This is a genomic window from Streptomyces sp. NPDC051214 (genome assembly GCF_040682375.1).
Classification (GTDB): domain Bacteria; phylum Actinomycetota; class Actinomycetes; order Streptomycetales; family Streptomycetaceae; genus Streptomyces.
Genome location: NZ_JBFBAT010000001.1, coordinates 660,335 through 682,866 on the forward strand (window position 1 = coordinate 660,335; position 22,532 = coordinate 682,866).

Here is a 22,532-nt window from a genome sequence, read left to right on the forward strand (position 1 = left end):
GACGCGCTGGGCGCCGGCCGGCGACTGCGAGTCATATCTGCCCGATAGTGATCATCTCTTTCGTACGACGACGAAATCGGCGAGCGCGACGAGCTGCGCCCGCACCCGGTCCGGCATCTGGACGGTGTCCAGGGCCTCGATGGCGATGGTGTGCTGGCGCCGGGCCTCCTCGGCGGTCCACTCCCGGCCGCCCGCCTGCTCGATCAGCGCGGCGCGCGCGGCGAACTCCTCCTCGGAGAAGCTGTCGAAGTCGTTGCTCTTGGCGTCGGCCGCGAGCAGCTCGCCGAGCTGCTCGGACGCGGGCCCGCCCGCGGCGAGCGCGGCCACCACCGGCAGGGACTTCTTGCGCTGTCGCAGGTCGCTCCAGGTCTGCTTGCCGGTGGACTCCGGGTCGCCCCAGATGCCGAGCAGATCGTCCACGGCCTGGAAGGCGAGGCCGAGGTGGTAGCCGTACTTCTCCAGGACGTCGGCGGTGTGGTCGTCGGCGCCGCCGAGGACCGCGCCGATGGAGACCGCGCAGGCGAGCAGGGCGCCGGTCTTGTTGCCCTCCATCTCCAGGCACTCCTCGACGGTGACCCGCTCGCGGTGCTCGTAGGAGATGTCCTGCGCCTGGCCGTCGATCAGGGCGCGGGTGGCGGTGGTCAGGCGGCGCGTGGCGCGGCCCGCCTCGACGGTGCCGATCTCCAGGAGGATCTCGTTGGCGAGCGCGAAGAGGGCGTCGCCGACGAGGATGGCCTGGGCCGGACCGTGCACCTTCCACACCGTGTCGCGGTGGCGGCGCTGCTCGTCGCCGTCCATCAGGTCGTCGTGCAGCAACGAGAAGTTGTGCACCAGCTCGACGGCGACGGCTCCGGGTACGCCGACCTCCGGCGCGGCGCCCGCGGCCTCCGCGGAGAGCAGGGCGAGCGCGGGGCGCACGGCCTTGCCGCCGTCGCCGTCCGACGGGTTGCCCTCGGCGTCGATCCAGCCGAAGTGGTAGGCGGCGACGGTGTCCATGGGCGGGGCGAGGCGGTCCACGGCGGACCGCAGCACCGGGGTCGCCAGCGTCCTTCCGCGCTCGAGCAGTGAGGTCACGTCCACCGTGTCGGCAGCCGATTCGGCCGAGGGCACAGTCGGCACAGTCTCTCCTCTTGTTCCGGTGCTGGATTCCTGGGGACCTGACCCCAGGAGGGCTGGCTTCACGCGGCCTCCTCGACGTCGAAGAGGTGATCGCGTGGGCGGTCGAGAGCGGAGAGAGCGGCCCCGGCGGCACTGATGCCACTGCGCACGGCGCTCTCCATGGTCGCGGGCCACCCGGTGGCGGTCCACGCCCCGGCCAGATACAGGCCGGGAGCCTTGGTGCGAGCACCGGGCCGCAGCCGGCCCACACCGGGAGTCGGCGCGAAGGTCGCCGTGCGCTCCCGGGTCACGAAGAAGTCCCGTACCTCCGCGCCGTGCGCGGCGGGCAGCAGCCGCTCCAGCTCCGGAAGATAGCGCTCGCGCAACGCGGCGACGGGTGCGTCGATCTCGTCCTGGGCGGCGGACTGGGACAGCGCGACGTACTGCCCCTCGGTGAGTCCGGAGGCGTCGGTCCGGTCGAAGACCCACTGCACCGGCGAGCCGATCGCCGCGAAGAACGGCCTCTTGAGGACCTTGCGGTCGTACACGACGTGGATGTTGAGGATCGGCGCGGTGTCGATGTCGAGGAGCCGGTCGGGCTCGTCCAGGGCGCCGTCCGGGAGCAGGTCGTGCGTCTCGTGCTGCGGCACCGCGAGCACGACGGTCTCCGCCTCGAGCGTCTCGCCGGGAACTTCGACCTGCCAACCCCCGTTCTCCGTACGGGAGATGGAGGTGACGCGTGTCCTCAGTTCGGTTCGCACGCCCGCGGAGTCGAGCGCCTTGCGGGCGAGCGTGTCATGGATGTCACCGAGGGGCACATGAGCCCAGCCGATGTCGGCGGCGCCCGGCTGCGAGAGCAGCCCGGTCTTGAAGACCATCGCGGCGAGCCCCAGCGAGGAGTCCCCCGCGACGGCGTTCAGCGTGGCCACGCCGACCAGGTCCCACAGCGCCTCGACGGCACGCGCCGACTGACCGTGCTCGGCCAGCCAGCTGCCGAAGTCCTGGCCGTCCAGCCTGGGGTCGGCCGGGTCGAGTCCCTTGAGGGCGAGCGCGGCGCGGCCCACGTTGGCGCGCTCCGCCAGCGACAGATGCGGGTACGTGGCGAGGCTCGCCGCCAGATGCAGCGGTACGGGCAGCGCGGTGCGGCGCAGACGTCCCAGCCGGTTGCGGTCGGCGTCGAGTACGGGCACGTCGAGACGTTCCTGCAAGGGCGCGAGGGCGGCACCGTCGACGCGGTCGAGGAACCAGCGGTAGGCGGTGCAGCAGCGCAGATAGACGTGCTGGCCGTTGTCGACGGTCAGTTCGCCGCGCTTGAAGGAGAAGGCGAGCCCGCCGAGGCGCGGCCGCCCTTCGAGCAGCGTCACACGCAGTCCCGCGTCGGCCAGGGACAGCGCCGCGGTGATCCCGGCGAGACCGCCGCCGACCACCACGGCGGCCCCGCGGCCCACCTTGCCGTCGGCCTCCGCGGCCGGCCGCGTGTCGTCGTCGCTCATGCTCTTTCTCCCTCGGCGGTTGCAGTCTGGGACGCCAGGGCCGGGCGGAGGGTTGCCCGCCGGTTGCAGGGGGTTGCCCTACGTTCACCGCATTCGCCGCGGATGCCCATCAAGTACGCCTCCTGACGGTCTGTCGGGAGATGGTGCGCGCATCGAGACCGGAGAGACCGCGCACGGCGACGTACGCCTTTTCACGGCCGGGCAGCGAGACACGGCCGCGCAGGACCGCCTCGGGCTCCCGCTCGATGCGGTCGAGGAGGCGGCGGTAGATGCCCGCCATGGCGGCGACGCAGGCCCCGCTGCGCCGGTCCAGCATGGGAAGGAGCCGGTATCCCTCGGCGAACAGTGCCCGCGCCCTGCGCACCTCGAAGTGCACGAGCCCGGCGAAGTCGGAACCGGCGGGCGGCTCGGAGCCCGAGAACCCGGCGGAGCAGCCGAACTTGGCGAGGTCGTCGGCGGGCAGATACGTACGGCCGCCCTCCGCGTCCTCGCGCACGTCACGCAGGATGTTGGTCAATTGGAGCGCGAGGCCGAGCGTGTCGGCATACTCCGGCGCGCGCTCGGCATGGAGCGCCCCCCGTTCGGTGCCGAACACGCCCAGGGAGAGCCGCCCGATGGCCCCCGCCACACACCGGCAGTAGACCTTCAGGTCCTCCCACGTCTCGTACGTCTCACCGCGGACATCCATCAGGACCCCGTCGATCAGCTCGTCGAGCCCGCCGAGCGGAATGGGGAAGTGGTGTGCGGCGTGCGCGAGCGCCACCGCCACGGGGTCGGTGTCGTCCTCGTCCACGTTCCCCGCGCGGATCCGGGCGAGGAGGGCCCGGGTCTCGTCGAGGCGCTCGGCCTTGACGTCCGGGGCGAGCGCGCCGTCGCCGATGTCGTCCACGCGCCGCGAGAGGGCGTAGAGCGCCGACATGGCGCGGCGCTTGGGCATCGGCAGCAGCCTGATGCCGTACGCGAAATTGCGTGCCTGCTGTCCGGTGACGGCCTCGCAGTAGCTGTATGCGGCGAGAACCGGCGCGGACACGTTCGGGCCTGACTCCACGGTCCGGCTCACCCCTCTCCTCGCAGAACCGCCCCCACCTCGCGCAGCAAACGCGGTTTGGTGGGCTTCGGCGGTCCAGGAAGTACGTCGTATCCGGCGGCGGCGATCGCGGAGACCGCCGCCCTCCCCCCAGCCACGAAACCTGCAAGCAGCACCTTCAGCCTGCCGTGGACGCTACCCACCAGGGGGGTGCCTTCATTCAGGAGGCAGCGGGCGCGTTCTGCTTCATATGCAACCAGTGCGCGCACCGATGCGCCTGCTGTCGGCGCGGCGAGATCCCGCTCCTGGACATGGAAGCGCCTCATGTCCTCGGCGGGCAGGTAGATGCGGCCTTGTGCCAGGTCCTCGGCCACGTCCTGCAGGTGCTCGACGATCTGGAGGCCGGTGCACACCGCGTCCGAGCGGCGGATGCGCTCCGGCGTCGCGGTGCCCGTGATGCCGAGCACGAGCCGGCCCACGGGGTTCGCGGACAGCTCGCAGTAGGCGAGGAGGTCGTCGTACGTCTCGTAGCGCGTGACGAGCTGGTCCTGGCGGTTGGCCGCGATCAGGCCGAGGAAGGGTTCGGGGGTGAGAGCGCAGCGCCGCACGGTGGGCTGCAGCGCGCGCATCAGCGGGTGCCTCGGGGTGCCGTCGAAGACCCGGTGCAGGTCGGCCTCGAAGGCGTCAAGGAGGGCGAGCCGGTCGTCGGCGGCCCCGGGATCCACGCCGAGGTGGCGGGCGTCGGCGCCGCCGGGGGCCAGGTCGCCGTCGCCGATGTCGTCGACGAGGCGGGCGTAGCCGTACACGGCCATGAGGTCGTCGCGCCAGGCGCGGGGCAGGAAGAAGGGCGCCACGGGGAAGTTCTCGTCCGCGGCCTTCGCGAGGACGGCGGATGCGTCGCGCAGCTGGAGATCATCCGTAGCCATTGCCGTCACATCTCCCGTTCTACACTGCCGACCCAATACATCCTATTTCGGACACGCCGCCCGGCCCTCCGCGAGACGGACCGTGCCATGAGCCGGGGGCGCCGCACGATATCGCCCCACTTGCCGCGAATCAGCACCGCTACAGCTTACGTTGTACAACGCAGCCTGCATCGTCGGGGTGTTCCGCGCATCACAACAACACACCGATTGGCGTCAATCTTCCCTGGGCGCAAGGGACTTGAGGCAACCACCGGGACGGTCGTGCCTCAGGACGCGACAGGGCCCCGCCGGGTTGACTCCGGCGGGGCCCTGGTGCATTCGGGCGTACGACAGGGGCTATTTGCCCGTGAACTTCTCGTACTCCTTTATGACCTCGTCGGTCGGCCCGTCCATGCGCAGCTCGCCGCGCTCCAGCCACAGCACGCGGTCGCAGGTGTCACGGATGGACTTGTTGTTGTGGCTGACGAGGAAGACCGTGCCGGCCTCCTTGCGGAGCTCACGGATGCGCGCCTCGGAGCGCTTCTGGAACTTGCGGTCACCCGTGGCGAGTGCCTCGTCGATCATCAGTACGTCGTGGTCCTTGGCGGCCGCGATGGAGAAGCGCAGGCGGGCCGCCATGCCCGAGGAGTACGTGCGCATCGGCAGGGTGATGAAGTCGCCCTTCTCGTTGATGCCCGAGAAGTCGACGATCTCCTGGTAGCGCTCCTTGATCTGCTCGCGCGTCATGCCCATCGCGAGGCCGCCGAGTATGACGTTGCGCTCGCCCGTGAGGTCGTTCATCAGGGCCGCGTTCACGCCGAGCAGCGAGGGCTGGCCGTCGGTGTAGACCTTGCCCTTCTCGGCGGGCAGCAGGCCCGCGATGGCACGGAGCAGGGTCGACTTGCCGGAGCCGTTCGAGCCGATCAGGCCGATGGCCTCGCCGCGGTAGGAGGTGAAGCTGACGCCGCGCACGGCGTGCACCTTGCGTACGCCGCGCTCCTCGCCGCGCCTGAGGATGCGGCTCAGGGCGGAGGTGGCGCTGCCCTTGCCCGTCTTGGCGCCGTTCACGCGGTAGACGATATGCAGCTCGTCGGCGATGACGGTGGGGATGTGTGTCCTGTCGATCTTGTCGACGGTGTTCTCATCAGCCACGGCCGTAACGCTCCTCAGCCTTCCAGAAGTACACGAAGCCCCCGGCGGCGATCAGCACGGCCCAGCCCGCGGCGATCGCCCAGGTCCAGTAACCCAGCGGGAGGTAGTCGATGCCGTACCCGTCGATCAGCGCGAAGCGCATCAGGTCCATGTAGATGGCCGCCGGGTTCCACTGCAGGATGTCGGCGATCCACTCCGGCTTGCCCTTGAGCATGACCGGGATGGAGAACATCACGCCGGACGCGTACATCCACGTGCGCATCACGAACGGCATCAGCTGAGCGAGGTCGGGGGTCTTGCTGCCCAGCCTGGCCATGATCATCGCCAGGCCGGTGTTGAACAGGAACTGCAGGGCGAGGGCCGGAACGATCAGCAGCCACGACAGCTTGGGGTAGCTGCCGAAGCCGATCGTGATGACGAACAGCACGATCATCGAGAACAGCAGCTGCTGGAGCTGCTGCAGCGAGAAGGAGATCGGCAGCGAGGCCCGCGGGAAGTGCAGCGCGCGCACCAGACCGAGGTTGCCCGCGATCGCCCGGACACCCGCCATCACCGAGGACTGCGTGAAGGTGAAGACGAAGACACCGGTGACCAGGAACGGGATGTAGACCTCACGCTCGAAGCCCCGGTCCGCCTCCAGGATCAGACCGAAGATCAGGAAGTAGACGAGCGCGTTCAGGAGCGGCGTCGCCACCTGCCACAGCTGGCCGAGCTTGGCCTGGCTGTACTGGGCGGTCAGCTTCGCCTGCGAGAAGGCGAGGATGAAGTGGCGCCGTCCCCAGAGCTGGTTGACGTACTCGAAAAGTCCGGGCCGTGCGCCGCTGACGGTCAGACCGTATTTGGCGGCGAGATCGGCCCGGGAGAGCCCGTCATCGGGCGACGGAGGCGAGGTCACCGCGACTCCGCCGTCATGCGTTGTCTCACTCACGAGTGGAAACTTTCGTCTTCAGATGCGCAGCCGGTCGGGCGTAGGCGTGGGCCAGGGACCGGGGTATGGCCCAGATGTTCTCAGACCCGAGCTTCTCAGATGACAGGAGGTCGGCCCAGTCGGGTCAGGCGCCACACCGTACGCCACCTCATCGGCCTGCGAGGTCCGCAGGGCGTCGTCCAGCCCTCCTTGAAGCCGCCGAACCAGGCCTTGAGCGCGGGGCCCGAGGGCTTCCTGGCCAGGGTCAGGAGCATCCACACGCCGAGGTAGACCGGGACCAGGAGCGCGGGCAGGTTGCGACGGGCGAGCCAGACACGGTTGCGCGCGACCATCCGGTGGTAGACCGCGTGCCGCGAGGGGGCGGTCGTCGGGTGGAAGAGCACCATGTCGGCGCGGTAGTCGATCATCCAGCCCGCGTCCAGGGCACGCCAGGCGAGGTCGGTCTCCTCGTGGGCGTAGAAGAACTCGTCGGGCAGTCCGCCGACCTCGGCCATGACCTGCGTACGGACGGCGTTGGCGCCGCCGAGGAAGGTCGTCACCCGGGAGGAGCGCATCGGGTCGGCCGCGCGCAGGCGCGGGACGTGCCGGCGCTGGGTCTCCCCGGTGTCGGGGTCGGCGATGCGGAAGCTGATGATGCCGAGCTTCGGGTCGGCGGCGAAGGCCTCGCGGCACAGCTGGGCCGTGTCCGTGTTGGCCAGGAGGCCGTCGTCGTCGAGGAAGAGAAGGATGTCGACGTCGGTGCCGCCGGGGCCGAAGGCCTCGATGCCGACGTTGCGACCGCCGGGGATGCCGAGGTTCTCGGGCAGCTCGACGGTGCGTACGCCCTCGGGGACCTCGGGCACGGGGGCGCCGTTGCCGACGACCACCACCTCGACGGGGTCGCCGTCCTGCTTGGCGACCGAGTCGAGCAGGGCGCGCAGCTCCTGCGGCCGGTTGCCCATGGTGATGATGACCGCGCCGACCTTCAGGGGCCGGCTCCCCGCCGCACTCACTTCAGCCTGCTGGAGGCGAGGATGGACACGAGGTGCAGCAGCGTCTGCAGCATCGCGATACCCGCGAGGACGGCGACACCGATGCGCGAGAAGAGCAGGTCGCCGCGGACCGAGTCCACGATCGCGAGGACCAGGATCAGCAGCGACGCCTCGATGCCGAGCACGAGGCGGTGGAACTTCAGCGCACCCGCTGCCCTGCGCGCCAGGGCCATGCCGGAGGAGCGCGGCTCGGAGGCCGACTCCTTGACCGGCGCGAGGCCCTGCTGGTGACGGGCGACTCCGACGAGGTCGGTCTCCGCCTTGATCAGGATGGCGCCGAGCGCGGCGAGCGTGCCGAGGAAGGCCCACAGCCAGTCGATGCGGCCCGAGCCCCACAGGTCGGCGGCGCGCAGACCGAAGCCGACGAGCACCGCGGCGTCGCACAGATAGGCGGCGACGCGGTCCAGGTAGACCCCGGCCATGGAGTACTGCTTGCGCCAGCGGGCGATCTCGCCGTCGACGCAGTCGAGCAGGAGATACAGCTGGACCATGATCACGCCGAGCACGGCGCCCGTGATCCCCGGCACCAGAAGCGCCGGGGCGGCCAGGGCGCCGGCCACGGTCATCAGATACGTGAGCTGGTTGGGCGTGATCCTGGTGTTCACCAGGTAGCGGTCGCAGCGCAGCGAGATCTCTCGCATGTACAGGCGTCCCGCCCAGTGCTCACCGCTGCGCCGGTCCTTCACCCCTGCGGGGTGAACGACGGGGCGGAGTTCAGCTACCGATGGCCTTGGCATAGTCGGCGTATGCGTCCTTGATCTGGTCGGAATTCAGATTGAGGTGCTCGAGGATCGTGTAGCGCCCGGGGCGCGTCTGCGGGGCGTACTCCACGACCTGGACGAACTCGTCCACGGTGAAGCCGATCTCCTCCGGCGTCACGGGGAGGCCGTGCCTGCGAAGGACCTCCACCATGTACAGCGACTCCTCGCGTGCTCCGCGCAGGAACATCGCGAAGGCCGCGCCCAGGCCGCACTGCTCGCCGTGGCTCGCCGCGCGCTTGGGGAAGAGGAGGTCGAAGGCGTGGTTGATCTCGTGGCAGGCGCCGGACGCCGGGCGGGAGTCGCCCGACACGGACATCGCGATGCCGGTGAGGACCAGACCCTCGGCGAGGACCTGCAGGAAGCCGTCGTCGCCGACGCCGCCGGGGTGACGCAGGACGGCCTCGCCGGCCTGGCGCGCCATCGCGGCCGCGAGGCCGTCGATGTCCTCGCCGCGCTCGCGGGCGGCGAGCTCCCAGTCCGCGATCGCGGAGATGTTGGACAGGGCGTCGCCGATGCCGGAGCGCACGAACCGTACGGGGGCCTCACGGATCACGTCGAGGTCGATGACGACCGCGATGGGGTTCGGCACTCCGTACGAGCCGCGGCCCGCGTCGTTGTCGAGCGTGGCGACCGGCGAGCACAGGCCGTCGTGCGACAGGTTCGTCGCGACGGCGACCAGCGGCGCGCCGACGCGAGCGGCGGCGAACTTGGCGCAGTCGATGATCTTGCCGCCGCCGAGGCCCACGACCGCGTCGTAGCGGCCCTTCTTGATGGCGTCGGCGAGCTTGATGGCGTCATCGAGCGTGCCGCCGCCCACCTCGAACCACTCGGCGGTGGGCAGCGACGGTTCGAGCCGCTGACGGAGCACCGCGCCGGAGCCGCCGCTGATGGCGATGGCGAGCTTGCCGGTTGACGAGCAGATCCGCTGGTCCGCGAGGACACCGGCCAGGTCGTTGAGCGCCCCCGGCCGGATGTCCACGACGACCGGCGAGGGGATGAGCCTCGTCAGTACTGGCACGCGATCTCCCGGCCCTTGGCGAGGTCGTCGTGGTTGTCGATCTCGACCCACTTGACGTCGCCGATCGGCTCCACGTCGACCTTGAAGCCGCGGTTGACGAGCTCCTGGTAGCCGTCCTCGTAGTAGAGGTCGGGGTCGCGCTCGAAGGTCGTCTTCAGGGCGTCGGCCAGCTGCTCGGCGGCGTCGCCCTCGATGAGCGTGACACCGATGTACTCACCGGTGGCGGTCGCCGGGTCCATCAGCTTGGTGATCTTCTGGACGCCCTTCTCGGGGTCCACGATGACCTTCATCTCCTCGTCGGCGAGGTTCTTCACCGTGTCGAGGGCGAGGATGATCTTCTTGCCGTCGCCGCGGGCGGCGAGCAGCGTCTTCTCGACGGAGACGGGGTGCACGGTGTCGCCGTTGGCGAGGATCACCGTGTGCTTGATCGCGTCACGACCGCACCAGAGGGAGTAGGCGTTGTTCCACTCCTCGGCCTTGTCGTTGTCGATCAGCGTGAGCTTGAGGCCGTACTTCTCCTCGAGCGCCGCCTTGCGGTCGTAGACCGCTTCCTTCTTGTAGCCGACGATGATCGCGACCTCGGTCAGACCGATCTCCGCGAAGTTGCCGAGGGTCAGGTCGAGGATGGTGGTGTCACCGTCGACCGGCACCAGGGCCTTGGGAAGCGTGTCGGTGTAGGGGCGAAGACGCCGTCCGGCGCCGGCCGCCAGCACGAGGCCGATCATGCGGGTTCTCCTTCATCGTGTACGGCGGGTGCTCCACGTTTGTGAGCGGTCACCCAGAAGCGGATGCTCTCGACGAGCACCACGAGTGCCACGGCCACGGCGAGAGCCGTGAGCGCGACGGTGAAATCTGTGTCGGTGAGCAGGGCGGCGGCGAGAGCGACCGCCAGCGTCCTGCCCTCATGCCCGCCGATCGCCCGCACCAGCCAGTGCGGCGGCGCGCCTGCGTCGCCGCGGATGCGGTACACCGTGTCGTAGTGATGGTAGGCGACGGCGGACACCAGTCCGAAAGCCGCGGGCAAGGCGCCGTTCACGTCCGCGTGGGCGGCGAGCAGCAGGATCGTCCCGTACTCGGCCGCGCGGAAGAACGGCGGGACCAGCCAGTCGAGGGCGCCCTTGAGGGGGCGGGCGACGGCGAGACCCGAAGTGATGACGTAGATCACCGCGGCGACGATCACCCACGGGCTGCCGTACGACGTGAGTCCCGCCACGCAGACCAGCACGGCGCCGCCGACGAAGGCGAGGACCGGCGCGGGCAGCGCGAGGCCGCCGAGCCGGAGTGCGGCGAAGGACGACGCGAGCGGCCCGGTGTCCGCCAGGTCCGCCAGGGCCTGTGCGGCGCGGTCGGTGCGGGTGGCCTTGCGGGTGAGCGAGCGCAGGACACGGCCCGCCGTGGTGTAGCAGGCGGCGAGGCCGCAGCCGATGAGCAGCACGATCAGAGTGATGCGCGGGGTGGTCACCGCGGTGAGCACGGCGATCAGCGCCCAGCGCTCGCCGATCGGCAGCACGATCATCCGGCGCAGCCAGACCGTCCAGCCGACGCTGTCGAGCTTGTCGGAGAGGGCCGCGGTGGGGCTGGTGTTGGCGGTGGCGTCGTGGTTCGCCTCGTTGAAGGAGAAGTCGACGACGTGCCGGCAGGTCTGCAGGACCATCGCGCCGAGCGCGAGCGCCCAGACGTCGTCGCCGCCTCGGGCGGCTCCGAGCGCGAGGCCCGCGTAGTAGGCGTACTCCTTGGCGCGGTCGAAGGTCGCGTCGAGCCAGGCGCCCAGCGTCGAGTACTGCAGGGAGTAGCGGGCGAGCTGCCCGTCCGTGCAGTCCAGGACGAAGGAGAAGAGCAGGAGGAGGCCGGCCGCGACGAAGCCGCCGCGGGTGCCGGTGGCCGCGCAGCCCGCCGCGATCAGGGCGACGAGCAGCGATGCGGTGGTGACCTGGTTCGGGGTCAGGCCGCGGCGCGCGCACCAGCGGGCGATGTAGCGCGAGTACGGGGAGATGCAGTACGTCGTGAAGAAGCCGTCCCGCGACTTGACGGCCGTGCGCAGGCGTACGGCTTCGTCGTCCACGGCGGCGACGGCCTGGCGTGCCTCGTTCCGCGTCTGCGGATCGCTGGGCACGGTGGCGACGAGGGTGCCGAGGTCGGGGCGGTGGAGCGCGCGGCCCTCGGCCTCGATCGCCTCGGCCACGTGGTCCGCGAGCGCCTCGACGGTCACGGCGGAGCCGCCGTTGCCGGGGCCGGTGGTGGCGGTGCGCAGGGCGCGCGTCAGGTCGGCGCGGGCCTCGGGCTGCGCGGTGACGGCGCCGGGGACGGCCGAGGCCGCGAAGCGCGGGTCCGTCAGGCCCAGGCGCAGCGCGTGGACGTGGCCCACGAAGCGCGCGTCGACGACCGCGACCCGCTGCCCGGCGGGGACGGCGGCGAGCAGCGTCTCGGTGTCCGCCGCGTCGGAGGCGACCCGGACGTCAAACCCCAGGGACCGCAGATCGCCTTCGAGCGGCGACCCGGGGACCGGCTGACCGGTCAGGATGGCGGTCGACAGACGAACTCACTCCTTGATTGCCGGCGCGGCTCGCGCCGGGCACGTGCGTGATGAGGGGCGCCCCTGGCCGGCAGCGGCCGGGCGGCACGTCGGCAGAGGCTATCGGATGATGGGAAGCGGGCGTTCACCGCCCGTTTACGGCCCATAAGCATGACCTGCAGAGGCCTCCGCCAACGCGATCATCATGGTCGATCGGGGGCGGCACCCACAAACCGCGCCCCATCGACCGGCATAAAGTGGACGCCCATGACATGGATGATCACAGGTGGAGCGGGATATATCGGGGCACATGTGGTGCGGGCTCTGGCCGGCGCCGGGGAGCGGGTCGTCGTCCTTGACGACGTCTCGGCCGGGGTGCCCGAGCGGCTCCCCGCGGACATCCCTCTCATTAGGGGCTCATCGCTCGACGGCGAGCTGCTGCGGCGGGTCTTCGCCGAGCACGAGGTGACCGGTGTGGTGCATCTCGCGGCGCGCAAGCAGGTCGGCGAGTCCGTGGAGCAGCCGCTGCGCTACTACCGCGAGAACCTCGGCGGCCTGGTGACCCTGCTCGACGCGGTGGCCGAGGCCGGCATCAAGCGTTTCGTCTTCTCCTCGTCGGCCGCGGTGTACGGCAACCCGCCCGACGTGGACCTGGTGACGGAGAGCACCCCCTGCGTGCCGATCAACCCCTACGGCGAGACGAAGCTCGCCGGGGAGTGGCTGGTGCGGGCCGCCGGGCGGGCGCATGGCATCGCGACCGTGTGCCTGCGCTACTTCAACGTGGCGGGCGCCGCGACCCCCGAGCTCGCGGACACCGGGGTCTACAACGTGATCCCGATGGTCTTCGACCGGCTCACGCGTGACGAGTCGCCGCGGATCTTCGGCGCCGACCACCCGACCCCGGACGGCACCTGCGTGCGCGACTACATCCACGTCGCCGATCTCGCCGACGCCCACCTCGCGGCGGCCCGCCGCGTCCAGGCGCACCCCGAGGGCGACCTGACGGTGAACATCGGCCGCGGCGAGGGTGTTTCCGTACGCGAACTCGTGACGCTCATCGGCGAGATCTCCGGCGACACCCGCCCGGCGATCGTCGAGCCGCGCCGCGACGGCGACGCGCCGCGCGCCGTGGCGGACGCGGGCCTGGCCGCCGAGAAGCTGGGCTGGAAGGCGCGGCGCACCGTACGCGAGATGGTCGAATCCGCGTGGGCCGGCTGGTGCCTCCACCACCCGGAGGCGCGCCGCCCCTGACCACGTCAGCGCTCTGACCTGCGGTCATTTCCGCAGGTCAGAGCATATGACAACGGTGTTCAGTGCCGTGTTGCCGGATACCCCCCACCAGTAGTTCACTGTGATCGCGACAGACGCGCGACCAGGGAACAGAAGACCGATACCGAGCACACGGAGGCGGCTTCCATGGGGGCTGGGCACGATCACGGACACGCGCACGGGGGGACGGCGACAGCGGCGTACCGGGGACGCCTGCGCATCGCGCTCTCGATCACGCTCACCGTCATGGTGGTCGAGATCGTCGGCGGCATCATGGCGGATTCGCTCGCGCTCATCGCGGACGCGACGCACATGGCGACGGACGCCCTCGGCCTGGGCATGGCGCTGCTGGCGATCCAGTTCGCCAACCGCCCGGCCACCGAGAACCGCACCTTCGGCTTCGCGCGCGCCGAGATCCTGGCCGCGCTCGCCAACTGTCTACTGCTGCTCGGCGTCGGCGGCTACGTCCTGTTCGAGGCGATCCAGCGGTTCATCACGCCCGCCGACACCGAGGGCGGACTGACCATCGTCTTCGGCGTCATCGGCCTGGTGGCGAACATGATCTCCCTCTCGCTCCTGATGCGCGGCCAGAAGGACAGCCTGAACGTGCGCGGCGCCTTCCTGGAGGTCATGGCCGACGCGCTCGGCTCCCTGGCCGTGATCGTCGCGGCGGTGCTCATCCTGACGACCGGCTGGCAGGCGGCGGACCCGATCGCCTCCCTCGTCATCGGCCTCATGATCGTCCCGCGTACGGTGAAGCTCCTTCGGGAGACCCTGAACGTGCTCCTGGAGTCCGCCCCGAAGGGCGTGGACATGGCCGAGGTCCGCTCGCACATACTGGATCTGCCGGGCGTCGAGGACGTCCACGACCTGCACGCCTGGACCATCACCTCGGGGATGCCGGTCCTCTCCGCGCATGTGGTCGTCAGCACCGAGACACTGAACGCGATCGGCCACGAGAAGATGCTGCACGAGCTGCAGGGCTGCCTGGGCGACCACTTCGACGTCGAGCACTGCACCTTCCAGCTGGAGCCCGTCGGCCACGCGGAGCACGAGGCGAAGCTCTGCCACTGACCGGTCCATGAGTACCGGTGAGGGTGGCTTCCGGTGGTTCCTTGCCAGGAGGGCCCCTCACGTGCGGCAGACTTGAGGCTCGTAGACCGAAGCGAAGGATGGGTATGCCGACCACACCTGCCACCGCGGCGAACAGCTCGTCGAACGGCACCGGAGAAGCGATCTTGCTGGAACTCGTCGACGAGGACGGCAGGACCATCGGCACAGCGGAGAAACTCTCCGCGCATCAGGCGCCCGGGCAGCTGCACCGGGCGTTCTCCGTCTTCCTCTTCGACGAGCAGGGGCGGCTCCTGCTGCAGCAGCGCGCCCTGGGCAAGTACCACTCCCCCGGTGTCTGGTCGAACACCTGCTGCGGCCACCCGTACCCCGGCGAGGCGCCGTTCGCGGCCGCAGCGCGCCGGACGTACGAGGAGCTGGGCGTCTCGCCCTCGCTGCTCGCGGAGGCGGGCACGGTGCGCTACAACCACCCGGACCCCGACTCGGGTCTGGTGGAGCAGGAGTACAACCACCTCTTCGTCGGGATGGTCCAGTCGCCGCTGCGGCCCGACGCCTCCGAGGTCGGCGAGACCGCGTTCGTGACGGCCGCCGAGCTGGCGGAGCGGCACGCGAAGGGGCCGTTCTCCGCCTGGTTCATGACCGTCCTCGACGCGGCGCGCCCCGCCGTCCGCGAGCTGACGGGGCCTGCCGCCGGCTGGTGAGTCAACTCCCGTGCGGGCCGGAGCCGTTGGGCTTCAGGGGCAGGGCCGCCCAGATGACCTTGCCCCCGCTCGCGGTGTGCTCGACGTCGCAGGCACCGCCCGCCTCCTGGGTGATCTCGCGCACGAGGAGAAGGCCGCGGCCGCCGGTCTGGCCGTGGTCGGCCACCAGGGCGGTCGGGCGGTAGGGATGGTCGTCCTCCACGGAGACCCGCACCCACTCGGCGCCGACCGCCACCTCCACCGCCAGCATCGGCGAGAGCAGGGCCGCGTGCCGTACGGCGTTGGTGACCAGTTCGGAGACGATCAGGAGCAGGCCCTGCACGAGGTCGTCCGACACGGGCACGCCCTGGCGCGCGAGCAGGTCACGCACCGCGTGCCGCGCCTGGGGCACCGAGGCGTCCACGGCGGCGGCGGTGAACCGCCACACGCCTTCGTACGGCACTTTCGCGGGCTCCCGAGGGAGTGGGCCGGGGCCCCTCCCGTCGTCGTCCATCGTCCGGTCGCCGCCCTTGCGCTCGATTGTCACCACGCATCGAGTGTTGGGAATGCGTTGGTCCGGACCGTGCGACTGAACAGAAGTCAGCGACTATCGACGGTATTTGATCACTGGCGCCCGAGCGCGTCGGGTGAGTGATTACTTCTGTCCCTCCGGCTTCGCTTTGAAGCTTTCTTCCGCTTGTACGGGTTGTTCGCCTTGTCCCGTTTCCGTGCCCTCGCTGACCATGCTCACGATCCGGCGCCCGCCAAGACCCGTGGCGAGCAGGCCGAGGCCGTCGAAGAGCAGCGCGAGCGAGAAGAAGCAGCCGATCACGTACTGGCTGCTGCTGGGCCAGTTGGCGAGCACCAGGATGCCCAGAAGGAGACCGAAGGCACCCTGCACGAGCGTCCAGCCGAACTGCGGGCCGCGCACCACCAGGCTGCCGACGAGCCGGAAGACACCACCGGTCAGGAACAGCAGCGCGGCGAACATCGTCAGCGCCTCCGCCGCCACATCCGGCCTGCGGATGATCACGACGCCGGCGGCGAGGTTCAGGGCCGCCACGACCACGCCGAGCCAGAAGAAGTTCGTGCCTCGCGACTGCACCGCGTGCGCCAGACCCACACAACCGCCGATCAGGAGCAGCCAGCCGAAGAGGAGCATGGAGGTGAGGGTGGCCACGCCCGTGTAGACGAGGCCCACGAGCCCGGCGATCGCCAGGATCGCACCGAGGAGGGCCAGCCAGCCGAGACTGCGGTTGAGCTGCTTGGCGCCCTGGGCCTGCGGTGCGGCGGCCTCGGCGCTCTTGGATCGGGCCATCAGCGTCTCCGTCCTGCTTCCCCCGCTGCACAGAGTTCTCAGGGCCGCCCCTTCTTGATCGTACGTTCGAGAGGTGCGGATAGCATCCTGCGCATGGAGCCGCAGCTGAGGCAGGCCGTCACCCACGGCGTCGCCACCGTCGTCATCGACCATCCGGCGAAGCGCAACGCCATGACGGCGGACATGTGGCGTCAGCTGCCGCCGCTGCTCGCCGGGCTCGCCGCCGACCCGGCCGTGCGGGCCCTCGTGCTGACCGGCGAGGGCGGGACCTTCTGCGCGGGGGCCGACATCTCCTCGCTCCGCGAGTCGCCGGGCGAGGCGCAGGACCTGGCGGTGCGGGCCGAGGAAGCCCTCGCCGTCTTCCCCAAGCCGACGCTGGCCGCCGTGCGCGGCTACTGCGTGGGCGGCGGGAGCCAGCTCGCGGCGGCCTGCGATCTGCGGTTCGCGGACGAGGGCGCGCTGTTCGGGATCACTCCCGCGAAGCTGGGGATCGTCTATCCGTCGTCGTCGACGCGGCGCCTGGTGGCGCTCGTGGGGCCCTCCGCCGCCAAGTACCTGCTGTTCTCCGGTGAGTTGATCGATGCGGGGCGGGCGCTGCGCACGGGTCTCGTCGACGAGGTGCTGCCCGCGGGCGAACTGGACAAGCGGGTCGCGGAGTTCACCGCCGTCCTCGCCGCACGCTCACAGCTGACGCAGGCCGCGGCCAAGGAGTTCGCGGCCGGCCGCCTGGACCGCGACGCCCACTGGGGCGAGCAGGCGCGTGCGGGCGGCGACACCGCCGAGGGGGTCGCCGCCTTCCTGGAGCGCCGCGAGCCGCGCTTCACGTGGACTCCCGGCGGCTCCGCTGCGGGCGACGGCGCTACTGGCTGAAGCGGCTGCCCGCGCGGAACTCCTCGACGAGGTGCGCGGGCGCCTTGTGCGGGGAACCGGCGTCGTAGGGCGGCTGGGGGTCGTACTCCGTCAGGAGCTGCACGGTCTGGGCCCGCTCCTCGCCCGCGATACGGCCGATCAGGGCGAGCCCCATGTCGATGCCGGAGGAGACCCCGGCCGCCGTGACGTACTTGCCGTCGAACACCACCCGCTCCTCCGTCGGCTCGACGCCGAACCTGCCCAGCTCCGCCAGGGCGAGCCAGTGCGAGGTGGCGCGGCGCCCCTTGAGCAGTCCCGCCGCCGCGAGCAGGAGGGAGCCGGTGCACACGGACGTCGTCCAGGTGCTGGTGGCGTCCGCGGACCGCAGCCAGCCCAGGAGCGCCTCGTCCGCCATGTGGTCGCTCTGGCCAGGACCGCCGGGGACGACCAGGACGTCGGGCTCGGGTATGTCGGCGAAGGAGCGGTCGGCGACGAGCGTGAGGGAGCCGGTGTCGTTGCGCACGGGGCCGGGGCGCTCGGCCACGAAGACGGTCTCGGCGCCGGGCATGCGGCTGAGCGTCTCGTACGGGCCGACCGCGTCCAGGGCGGTGAAGCGTTCGAAGAGGGCGATGGCGATCTGCATGGCGTGCCTATCCGTCGAGGGCGGGTGCCGGCTGAGCGGAAAGTGAGGCGAGAGGGGCGTGGAAGCGCCGCCGGTACTCGGCGGGGGCCGCGCCGAGGGTCTTGACGAAGGCGCGGCGCATCGCCTCCGGAGTGCCGTAGCCGCAGGCGCGCGAGACCTCCCCGATCCCGTGCGAGGTGTCCTCCAGGAGGCGGCGCGCGTGCTCCACGCGCACCCGCTCGACGTACTTGCCCGGCGTCATCCCCGTCTCCGTCTGGAACGCGCGGGCGAAGTGCCGCGGCGAGAGGCGGGCGCGGGCGGCGAGCGACTCGACGCAGAGATTCTCGTCCGGGTGCTCGGTGATCCACTGCTGGACCTCGCGCAGCGGCTCGCGCAGGGCCGTCTGGGCGGCGAGCTGGGCGCTGAACTGCGCCTGGTTGCCCGGCCGCCGCAGGAAGACCACGAGGTAGCGCGCGACCATCAGCGCCTCGTCCCGGCTCAGGTCCTCCTCCACCAGGGCCAGGGCCAGGTCGATGCCCGCGGTCACGCCCGCGGAGGTCGCGACGTGACCGTCGCGCACGAAGATCGGGTCCGGGTCGACCTCGATGGCGGGGTGATCACGCGCGAGCTTGTCGCAGAACGCCCAGTGGGTCGTCGCCCGGCGGCCGTCCAGGAGCCCGGCCTCGGCGAGGAGGATGGCGCCGGTGCAGACGGAGACCAGGCGCCGGGCGCGGGGGGCGTTCGTCCGGAGCCAGTCGATCAGGCGGGGGTCGGCCTCGCGGGTGCCGATGCCGCCGGGGGCCAGGAGCGTGTGCGGCGCGGGGGCGTCGGCGAGGGAGGAGTCCGGCACGAGCGTGAGGCCGCTCGACGTGCGCACGGGACCGCCGTCCAGGGAGGCGGTGCGGACGCGGTACGCGGGCCGGTCACCGCCGTGGCAGGCGGCGGCGCCCGCGAAGACCTCCACCGGCCCCGTCACGTCGAGGCTCTGGACGCCGTCGTAGAGGACGACCAGGACAGTTCGCTGCTCCATGCCCTGATTCTTGGCCGCTTACAGGATGGCCGCAATGACGAATGACCCACTCTTCCTGCCACCGACGGCGGCCGGGCGGGGGCGGCGCGGTCTCGTGGCGCCCCGGACTTCACGTCATACCAACCAGTCGGTAGCGTGCGGTCATGACTTCTCTCAAGCCCCCCTCCCCGGCCGCGGCCCTGCACCCGCGCGCGGGACGTCGGTGCCACACCGTGCTCAATTCGCTGCACTCGACGCACTACTTCTCGCCCGACACGGGGCGCGAGCTCGCCGAGATCGGGATCACCCACCCCAAGGCCGTCAACTTCGCCGTGCGGACGGCGGCGATGGGGCCGGTCGGCGCCGGAATGGTCACGGCGGCGTTCTACAACTACAAGCACGAGGCCGTTGCCAAGCATGTCCCCGACATCTGGCGCATCGCCTCCCCCGAGGACGTCCTCGCCGCACGCCTGCGGGCCGTCGACTCGACGCTGCGGCGCCTCCTCGGAGACGAGGCCCTCACATCGCCGGAGATGGCGGAGGCCGCCGAGCTCGCGCTGCGCGCCACCGAGGCCTGCTCCCGCTCGGCGCGGCCGCTCTACGCCGCCCACGCCGACCTTCCCGTACCCGAGCAGCCGCACCTCGCGCTCTGGCACGCCGCGACGCTGCTGCGCGAGCACCGGGGCGACGGGCACCTCACGGCCCTCCAGCACGCCGAACTCGACGGTCTCGAGGCCCTGGTGAGCCACACCGCGACCGGCAAGGGCATGCGGCCGAAGTGGAACTTCAACACGCGCGGCTGGACCCAGGAGGACTGGGACGCGGCCGTGGAGCGGCTGCGCGCCCGCGGACTGCACGACGGGGTGGCCGAGTTGACCGAGGCGGGCGTCGCGCTGCGCAACGACGTCGAGGAGGCCACGGACCGCCTCGACCGGGCGCCGTACGAGCACCTGGGCGCGGCCGGCGTCGAGCGTCTGACGGAGCTGGGGACCGTGTTCGCGGGCGCGGCACTGCAGGCCGGGGCGTTCCCCGCGGATCTGCTCGGCAAGGAGTAGCCCGGCGAGGAGCAGGCACAGGCACGCGGCCGCCGGGCATGTCCGGCGCCGTACGAGGTACCCGTTCGTCTCCGGTCCCGCGCGACGTGTGCGGACCGGGCGACGAAAGGGGAAATGCCGTGTTCCGTGCGATCGCGGATGTCCTGCGCACGATCGGCACGGCGCTCGCCCTCCTGGTGACCTGGCCGTTCCGCGCCCTGGCCCGCCTCTTCGGCGGAGCCTCGCGCTCCGGAAGGCGGACGGGACGCCGCCCGGGGCGGGCACGCCGGGTCTGATCCCCCCGCTGTCGGTGCCACCTGCCACAATTGCCCCGCAACCCCAGTGAGAAGGCGGGAAACGTGGCACCTCTGCAGACGTCCACTCCAGCATCGATCGAAGGCAGGATCGCCGAAGAACTCGGCGTACGGGAGCGGCAGGTGAAGGCCGCCGTCGACCTGCTCGACGGCGGCTCGACGGTGCCCTTCATCGCTCGCTACCGCAAGGAAGCGACCGAGATGCTCGACGACGCGCAGCTGCGCACGCTCGAGGAGCGGCTGCGTTATCTGCGGGAGCTCGAGGAGCGGCGCGCCGCGATCCTCGAATCGGTCCGCGAGCAGGGCAAGCTCACGGACGATCTCGAGGGGCAGATCCGCGCGGCGGACACCAAGGCGCGCCTCGAGGACATCTACCTGCCGTTCAAGCCGAAGCGCCGCACGAAGGCGCAGATCGCCCGCGAGGCAGGCCTCGAACCGCTGGCGGACGGCCTGCTCGGCGACCCGTCGGTGGACCCGCTCGCCGCTGCCTCGGCCTTCGTGGACGCCGACAAGGGCGTCGCCGAGCCGCAGGCCGCACTGGACGGTGCCCGCGCCATTCTCGCCGAGCGGTTCTCCGAGGACGCCGACCTGATCGGCGAGCTGCGCGAGCGCATGTGGGTGCGCGGCCGCCTCGTCGCGAAGGTCCGTGCGGGCAAGGAAGAGGCGGGCGCGAAGTTCGCCGACTACTTCGACTTCGCGGAGCCCTTCAAGGAGCTCCCCTCGCACCGCGTCCTCGCGATGCTGCGCGGCGAGAAGGAGGACGTGCTCGACCTCGTCCTCGAACCGGAGGAGCCCACGGAGGGCCCGTCGTCGTACGAGGGAATGGTCGCCCACCGCTTCGGCGTCGTGGACCGCGGCCGCCCTGCCGACAAGTGGCTGCAGGACACGGTGCGCTGGTCCTGGCGGACCCGCATCCTGGTGCACCTGGGGATCGACCTGCGCCTGCGCCTGCGCACGGCCGCCGAGGACGAGGCCGTCCGGGTCTTCGCGTCGAACCTGCGCGACCTGCTGCTCGCCGCACCCGCGGGCACGCGCGCGACGCTGGGGCTCGACCCCGGTTTCCGTACGGGCGTGAAGGTCGCCGTGGTCGACGCGACCGGCAAGGTCGTCGCGACGGACTTCATCAACCCGCACGTCCCGGCGAACAAGTGGGACCAGTCCCTGGCCACGCTCGCGAAGCTCGCCAAGGAGCACGCGGTCGACCTGATCGCGATCGGCAACGGCACGGCGTCCCGCGAGACGGACAAGCTCGCCGGTGAACTCATCGCGAAGCACCCGGAGTTGAACCTCACGAAGGTGATGGTCTCCGAGGCGGGCGCCTCGGTGTACTCCGCGTCGGCCTTCGCCTCGCAGGAGCTGCCCGACATGGACGTGTCGCTGCGCGGCGCCGTGTCCATCGCCCGGCGCCTGCAGGACCCGCTCGCCGAGCTGGTGAAGATCGACCCGAAGTCCATCGGCGTCGGTCAGTACCAGCACGACCTCTCCGAGGTGAAGCTGTCCCGCTCGCTCGACGCGGTCGTCGAGGACTGTGTGAACGGCGTCGGGGTGGACGTGAACACGGCCTCCGCCCCGCTGCTCGCCCGGGTCTCCGGCATCGGCGCGGGCCTCGCCGAGAACATCGTGACGCACCGCGACACGAACGGCCCCTTCTCCTCCCGCAAGGGCCTCAAGGACGTGGCACGGCTCGGCCCCAAGGCGTACGAGCAGTGCGCGGGCTTCCTGCGCATCCGCGGCGGCGACGACCCGCTCGACGCGTCCAGCGTGCACCCCGAGGCGTATCCGGTGGTGCGCAAGATGGCGAAGAAGACGGGCGGCGAGGTCGCCTCGCTCATCGGCGACACGGCGACGCTGCGCTCCCTGCGGGCGGACGAGTTCGTGGACGAGTCCTTCGGTCTGCCCACCGTCAGCGACATCCTGAAGGAGCTGGAGAAGCCGGGCCGCGACCCGCGCCCCGCCTTCAAGACGGCGACCTTCAAGGACGGCGTCGAGAAGATCTCCGACCTCGCGTCCGGGATGGTCCTGGAGGGTGTCGTCACGAACGTGGCGGCGTTCGGCGCCTTCGTGGACATCGGCGTCCACCAGGACGGGCTCGTCCATGTCTCCGCGATGTCCAAGACGTTCGTCAAAGATCCGCGCGACGTGGTGAAGCCGGGCGACATCGTCAAGGTGAAGGTCATGGACGTCGACATCCCGCGCAAGCGGATCTCGCTGACGCTGCGCCTGGACGACGAGGCGGCCGCCCCCGGCGGGGAGCAGCCGAAGCGGGGCGGACGTCCGCCGCAGCCGCGGGGGCAGCGGCCCCCGCGGCAGCAGGGCGGCGGACAGGGCCAGCGCAAGGAGCGGCAGGGCCCGCCGCCGGCCAATGACGCGATGGCGGACGCACTGCGCAGGGCCGGGCTCCTGAACCCCAAGCAGCGCTGATCCGGGGAGAGTCGGCGGAG

At 71.0% G+C, this 22,532-nt stretch carries 22 protein-coding genes; 7 read left to right on the forward strand and 15 right to left on the reverse strand.

Annotated features, from left to right (window positions below):
* Window positions 1–51: 51 nt before the first annotated feature.
* From AB0M70_RS03030 to AB0M70_RS03080, 11 genes are all read right to left on the reverse strand, one after another.
* Window positions 52–1,182 carry a polyprenyl synthetase family protein gene (locus AB0M70_RS03030; protein WP_365815678.1) on the reverse strand — a complete coding sequence of 377 codons (1,131 nt, stop codon included), beginning with the start codon at window positions 1,180–1,182 and terminating at the stop codon, window positions 52–54.
* Window positions 1,179–2,591 (reverse strand): hydroxysqualene dehydroxylase HpnE, encoded by a 1,413-nt coding sequence (gene hpnE / locus AB0M70_RS03035; protein WP_365815680.1) that lies wholly within the window; start codon window positions 2,589–2,591, stop codon window positions 1,179–1,181. Before hpnE ends, AB0M70_RS03030 begins: the two co-directional genes overlap by 4 nt.
* Window positions 2,592–2,700: 109 nt before the next feature.
* Window positions 2,701–3,651 carry a presqualene diphosphate synthase HpnD gene (gene hpnD / locus AB0M70_RS03040; protein ID WP_365815682.1) on the reverse strand — a complete coding sequence of 317 codons (951 nt, stop codon included), beginning with the start codon at window positions 3,649–3,651 and terminating at the stop codon, window positions 2,701–2,703.
* A complete protein-coding gene (hpnC, locus tag AB0M70_RS03045) occupies window positions 3,648–4,544 on the reverse strand; it encodes a squalene synthase HpnC (RefSeq protein ID WP_365815684.1) in 897 nt (298 codons plus the stop codon). The genes hpnD and hpnC overlap by 4 nt, the downstream gene beginning before the upstream one ends.
* 336 nt (window positions 4,545–4,880) lie before the next feature.
* Window positions 4,881–5,648 carry an ABC transporter ATP-binding protein gene (locus tag AB0M70_RS03050; protein WP_365816278.1) on the reverse strand — a complete coding sequence of 256 codons (768 nt, stop codon included), beginning with the start codon at window positions 5,646–5,648 and terminating at the stop codon, window positions 4,881–4,883.
* A 19-nt stretch (window positions 5,649–5,667) separates the two neighbouring features.
* A complete protein-coding gene (locus tag AB0M70_RS03055; RefSeq protein ID WP_365815686.1) occupies window positions 5,668–6,603 on the reverse strand; it encodes an ABC transporter permease in 936 nt (311 codons plus the stop codon).
* A 95-nt stretch (window positions 6,604–6,698) separates the two neighbouring features.
* Window positions 6,699–7,571: a glycosyltransferase gene (locus tag AB0M70_RS03060; RefSeq protein WP_365816280.1), complete on the reverse strand. Its 873-nt coding sequence runs from the start codon at window positions 7,569–7,571 to the stop codon at window positions 6,699–6,701.
* A gap of 20 nt (window positions 7,572–7,591) precedes the next feature.
* Window positions 7,592–8,371: a CDP-alcohol phosphatidyltransferase family protein gene (locus tag AB0M70_RS03065; RefSeq protein ID WP_249586469.1), complete on the reverse strand. Its 780-nt coding sequence runs from the start codon at window positions 8,369–8,371 to the stop codon at window positions 7,592–7,594.
* Window positions 8,349–9,413, reverse strand: coding sequence for an iron-containing alcohol dehydrogenase family protein (locus AB0M70_RS03070; RefSeq protein ID WP_363207562.1), 1,065 nt, complete (start codon window positions 9,411–9,413; stop codon window positions 8,349–8,351). Before AB0M70_RS03070 ends, AB0M70_RS03065 begins: the two co-directional genes overlap by 23 nt.
* Complete coding sequence (locus AB0M70_RS03075; protein WP_365815688.1) at window positions 9,401–10,138, reverse strand: phosphocholine cytidylyltransferase family protein; 738 nt, start codon at window positions 10,136–10,138, stop codon at window positions 9,401–9,403. Before AB0M70_RS03075 ends, AB0M70_RS03070 begins: the two co-directional genes overlap by 13 nt.
* Window positions 10,135–11,946: a DUF5941 domain-containing protein gene (locus AB0M70_RS03080; RefSeq protein ID WP_365816282.1), complete on the reverse strand. Its 1,812-nt coding sequence runs from the start codon at window positions 11,944–11,946 to the stop codon at window positions 10,135–10,137. The genes AB0M70_RS03075 and AB0M70_RS03080 overlap by 4 nt, the downstream gene beginning before the upstream one ends.
* 246 nt (window positions 11,947–12,192) lie before the next feature.
* Here AB0M70_RS03080 and galE point away from each other — a divergent pair, with 246 nt between their 5' ends.
* From galE to idi, 3 genes are all read left to right on the forward strand, one after another.
* Entirely contained in the window at window positions 12,193–13,176 is a 984-nt protein-coding gene (gene galE, locus AB0M70_RS03085; protein ID WP_365815690.1) for a UDP-glucose 4-epimerase GalE, read from the forward strand.
* A 165-nt stretch (window positions 13,177–13,341) separates the two neighbouring features.
* Window positions 13,342–14,268 (forward strand): cation diffusion facilitator family transporter, encoded by a 927-nt coding sequence (locus AB0M70_RS03090; RefSeq protein ID WP_365815692.1) that lies wholly within the window; start codon window positions 13,342–13,344, stop codon window positions 14,266–14,268.
* A gap of 104 nt (window positions 14,269–14,372) precedes the next feature.
* Window positions 14,373–14,966: an isopentenyl-diphosphate Delta-isomerase gene (idi, locus tag AB0M70_RS03095; RefSeq protein ID WP_365815694.1), complete on the forward strand. Its 594-nt coding sequence runs from the start codon at window positions 14,373–14,375 to the stop codon at window positions 14,964–14,966.
* Between the two features lies 1 nt (window position 14,967).
* Here the strand turns inward: idi and AB0M70_RS03100 are convergent, their stop codons facing one another.
* Window positions 14,968–15,459: an ATP-binding protein gene (locus AB0M70_RS03100; RefSeq protein WP_365816283.1), complete on the reverse strand. Its 492-nt coding sequence runs from the start codon at window positions 15,457–15,459 to the stop codon at window positions 14,968–14,970.
* A 141-nt stretch (window positions 15,460–15,600) separates the two neighbouring features.
* Window positions 15,601–16,263, reverse strand: coding sequence for an HdeD family acid-resistance protein (locus AB0M70_RS03105; RefSeq protein ID WP_365815696.1), 663 nt, complete (start codon window positions 16,261–16,263; stop codon window positions 15,601–15,603).
* Between the two features lie 93 nt (window positions 16,264–16,356).
* Here AB0M70_RS03105 and AB0M70_RS03110 point away from each other — a divergent pair, with 93 nt between their 5' ends.
* Entirely contained in the window at window positions 16,357–17,133 is a 777-nt protein-coding gene (locus tag AB0M70_RS03110; protein WP_365815698.1) for an enoyl-CoA hydratase-related protein, read from the forward strand.
* Here AB0M70_RS03110 and AB0M70_RS03115 read toward each other — a convergent pair.
* A complete protein-coding gene (locus AB0M70_RS03115; RefSeq protein WP_365815699.1) occupies window positions 17,123–17,755 on the reverse strand; it encodes a DJ-1/PfpI family protein in 633 nt (210 codons plus the stop codon). The two genes, AB0M70_RS03110 and AB0M70_RS03115, sit on opposite strands and share 11 nt — an antisense overlap.
* A 7-nt stretch (window positions 17,756–17,762) precedes the next feature.
* On the reverse strand, window positions 17,763–18,764 hold the full coding sequence (locus AB0M70_RS03120; RefSeq protein ID WP_365815701.1) for a GlxA family transcriptional regulator: 1,002 nt from the start codon (window positions 18,762–18,764) through the stop codon (window positions 17,763–17,765).
* Between the two features lie 143 nt (window positions 18,765–18,907).
* On the opposite strand from AB0M70_RS03120, the gene AB0M70_RS03125 reads away from it, so the two are divergent.
* From AB0M70_RS03125 to AB0M70_RS03135, 3 genes are all read left to right on the forward strand, one after another.
* Window positions 18,908–19,798 (forward strand): hypothetical protein, encoded by an 891-nt coding sequence (locus AB0M70_RS03125; protein ID WP_365815703.1) that lies wholly within the window; start codon window positions 18,908–18,910, stop codon window positions 19,796–19,798.
* Window positions 19,799–19,917: 119 nt separating this feature from the next.
* On the forward strand, window positions 19,918–20,073 hold the full coding sequence (locus tag AB0M70_RS03130) for an LPFR motif small protein (protein ID WP_365815705.1): 156 nt from the start codon (window positions 19,918–19,920) through the stop codon (window positions 20,071–20,073).
* A gap of 63 nt (window positions 20,074–20,136) precedes the next feature.
* Window positions 20,137–22,512: a Tex family protein gene (locus tag AB0M70_RS03135; protein ID WP_365815707.1), complete on the forward strand. Its 2,376-nt coding sequence runs from the start codon at window positions 20,137–20,139 to the stop codon at window positions 22,510–22,512.
* Window positions 22,513–22,532 lie beyond the last annotated feature (20 nt).

Bases quoted from the DNA above. Each gene is read 5' to 3' on its own strand.
- hpnE (WP_365815680.1), bottom strand. From the start codon at position 2,591: ATGAGCGACGACGACACGCGGCCGGCCGCGGAGGCCGACGGCAAGGTG.
- hpnC (WP_365815684.1), bottom strand. From the start codon at position 4,544: ATGGCTACGGATGATCTCCAGCTGCGCGACGCATCCGCCGTCCTCGCG.
- AB0M70_RS03065 (WP_249586469.1), bottom strand. From the start codon at position 8,371: ATGCCAAGGCCATCGGTAGCTGAACTCCGCCCCGTCGTTCACCCCGCA.
- AB0M70_RS03075 (WP_365815688.1), bottom strand. From the start codon at position 10,138: ATGATCGGCCTCGTGCTGGCGGCCGGCGCCGGACGGCGTCTTCGCCCC.
- galE (WP_365815690.1), top strand. From the start codon at position 12,193: ATGACATGGATGATCACAGGTGGAGCGGGATATATCGGGGCACATGTG.
- AB0M70_RS03090 (WP_365815692.1), top strand. From the start codon at position 13,342: ATGGGGGCTGGGCACGATCACGGACACGCGCACGGGGGGACGGCGACA.
- idi (WP_365815694.1), top strand. From the start codon at position 14,373: ATGCCGACCACACCTGCCACCGCGGCGAACAGCTCGTCGAACGGCACC.
- AB0M70_RS03100 (WP_365816283.1), bottom strand. From the start codon at position 15,459: ATGGACGACGACGGGAGGGGCCCCGGCCCACTCCCTCGGGAGCCCGCG.
- AB0M70_RS03105 (WP_365815696.1), bottom strand. From the start codon at position 16,263: ATGGCCCGATCCAAGAGCGCCGAGGCCGCCGCACCGCAGGCCCAGGGC.
- AB0M70_RS03110 (WP_365815698.1), top strand. From the start codon at position 16,357: ATGGAGCCGCAGCTGAGGCAGGCCGTCACCCACGGCGTCGCCACCGTC.
- AB0M70_RS03115 (WP_365815699.1), bottom strand. From the start codon at position 17,755: ATGCAGATCGCCATCGCCCTCTTCGAACGCTTCACCGCCCTGGACGCG.
- AB0M70_RS03120 (WP_365815701.1), bottom strand. From the start codon at position 18,764: ATGGAGCAGCGAACTGTCCTGGTCGTCCTCTACGACGGCGTCCAGAGC.
- AB0M70_RS03125 (WP_365815703.1), top strand. From the start codon at position 18,908: ATGACTTCTCTCAAGCCCCCCTCCCCGGCCGCGGCCCTGCACCCGCGC.